Consider the following 2,223-nt stretch of genomic DNA (forward strand, 5'->3'; position numbering starts at 1 on the left):
TACAGCAAATGCAGCAAAATTAGACGAACTAAGCAACCAAGTTAGCCAACTAAGCCAAGACGTACAAGCTCTTCAATCTGACGTTCAAAAATCAGGCGCAGCAGCAATGGCTGCTCAAGAAGAAGCTGAGCGTGCTAACGAGCGTATCGATAACATCGCTCAGTCTTACACTAAGTAAGATTTGATACCGCGTCTTAACGCCCGTTAAGGCGCGGTTATTTCGACAGGAACCCCATTCTGTGCAGCGATTGCTGCTTTAGCCTTCACGTTTTTCATACCGAATTCATCCAGCCACCACTTTAACTCTTTCGGCACTTTGAGTTCATCTTTCTCGCCATTACTACGAGTCAAAGGCTCATGTGCTTCTAAGAACACACTTCTGTCAGGCTCAAGTGTCATTTTGATAGGCTGGTTAATGATGTTAACGTCTTCACCGTTACGAACCTTGTCAAATAACCACTCAATGTCACTTGGGTCCATACGAATACAACCCGCGCTGACCCGCATACCAATCCCAAAGTCCTTGTTGGTACCATGAATTAGGTATTCGCCATTCCCGTAAGCTAAACGCAATGCAAACATACCAAGTGGATTATCAGGCCCCGCAGGAACAACGGCTGGTAGGTCAATGCCCTTTGCTTTGTACTCGGCACGAATAGAGGCTGGAGGAGTCCATGTAGGGTTCGGTCGTTTTTGGCTGATACGCGTTGTCATTACTGGGGTATCGCGCCCTATTCGGCCAATTCCGACAGGAAATACATGGACAATATCCTCTCCTTTCGGAAAGTAATATAAGCGCAGCTCGGCTAGATTAATAACGATACCTTTATAAGGTACGTCTGGGAGGATTAGCTGTGTCGGAATAGTAAGAACATGCCCCTCTTCTGGTAAGAAGGGATCCACGCCTTTGTTTGCGGCCATTAAACCTAGCATACCCACATCGTAGAGCTTAGCGATATTTGCCATGGTTTCGCCTTCTTGCACGACGTGGTTTTCAAGGCGACCAATTAAACGGCTTCCATCCTCTGGTAATTCGTACATCTTAGCGAATGATAGACCACTCACTAAAGATAACGACACAGATAGCAGGGTACGTTTTGCGAAACTCATTGATCGCTTTTTGCTAAGCATTTCACTCTATTCCTTGGCACTTTTAAAGAGCTGTAAGGTTATCTCTCTTTCTGTCTTGTGATCAACCATCGGCTTGTGATATTCCAGTAAAGAAAAGCCCTCCCAAGTCCAAGGTTTATGGATGTATTTGTTCGGTACACTTTTGATTTCTGGTACCCAGTGGCGCACAAATTCACCATTAGCATCGAACTTTTCGCCTTGGCTTATCGGGTTGAAAATACGAAAGTATGGCTGCCCGTCACAGCCCGTAGAAGCAGACCATTGCCAGCCACCATTGTTCGCTGCAAAATCGCCGTCCACCAGCTTACTCATGAAGTACGCTTCTCCCCATCGCCAATCAATATGTAAGTCCTTGGTAAGAAAGCTCGCGACAATCATACGTAATCGATTGTGCATCCAACCTGTTTGATTGAGCTGACGCATTGCTGCATCAACGACTGGGTATCCTGTTGTTCCTGTCTTCCATCGCTCAAAGGCCTTCTCATCATAGGACCACTGGATTTTATCCTCCCAATCGATAAATCCTTTGCCTTTGACGAGTTTTGGTTCGAAAACCAATAGGTGCTGATAAAACTCACGCCAAATGATCTCACTTAGCCAAGTTGCTTTCCCTTCTGTAAGGTCATTTTGTTGATTTTCAGCATACAAACGAGCAATACACTGCCTTGGTGATAGCGCGCCAATCGCAAGGTATGGAGACAGTTGGCTAGTGCCATCAATAGCTGGAAAGTCTCGCTCGCTTTGATACGCGTCACTGCGCTCCCGTGCAAATTCCCTAAGCTGCTTCAAAATATCATTAGTCGAAGCCAGCCAGTCTTCACTGGATTCTCGAGGATAGCTAAATGTGAAGCTTGAATTAAATCGAGCCGACTCTAATTGTTCGAGTACCTTTTTATTGAGTGGCGCTTGCTCGTGAGGTTTTACTACCGTCGGCATATGGAACTGCGTTAACCAAGCACGCTTGAATGGCGTAAATACCTTAAAATATTCGCCTTGCTTATTAAGAACCGTCGTTGGCGCGTGCACACATTTGTCATGAAACAGTTCAAATTCGATATCGTGAGAAGCTAACGCTTCACTTACTTGTGTATC

Annotated in this window: 3 protein-coding genes; 1 reads left to right on the forward strand and 2 read right to left on the reverse strand. The window is 45.6% G+C overall.

Features of this window, described 5'->3' with window-relative positions; genetic code table 11:
- Window positions 1-178, forward strand: a 178-nt coding sequence (locus IQR33_RS04675; RefSeq protein WP_193843549.1) for an LPP leucine zipper domain-containing protein, incomplete at its 5' end; no start/stop codon positions are given.
- A 26-nt stretch (window positions 179-204) separates the two neighbouring features.
- Here IQR33_RS04675 and IQR33_RS04680 read toward each other — a convergent pair.
- Together IQR33_RS04680 and IQR33_RS04685 are read right to left on the reverse strand one after the other, a co-directional pair.
- Window positions 205-1,131 carry a L,D-transpeptidase family protein gene (locus tag IQR33_RS04680; RefSeq protein WP_005383933.1) on the reverse strand — a complete coding sequence of 309 codons (927 nt, stop codon included), beginning with the start codon at window positions 1,129-1,131 and terminating at the stop codon, window positions 205-207.
- Between the two features lie 6 nt (window positions 1,132-1,137).
- Window positions 1,138-2,223 (reverse strand): cryptochrome/photolyase family protein (locus IQR33_RS04685; protein ID WP_193843550.1); only part of this gene is annotated, 1,086 nt, incomplete at its 5' end.

This window comes from Vibrio sp. OPT46 (assembly GCF_015163535.1).
Classification (GTDB): domain Bacteria; phylum Pseudomonadota; class Gammaproteobacteria; order Enterobacterales; family Vibrionaceae; genus Vibrio; species Vibrio alginolyticus.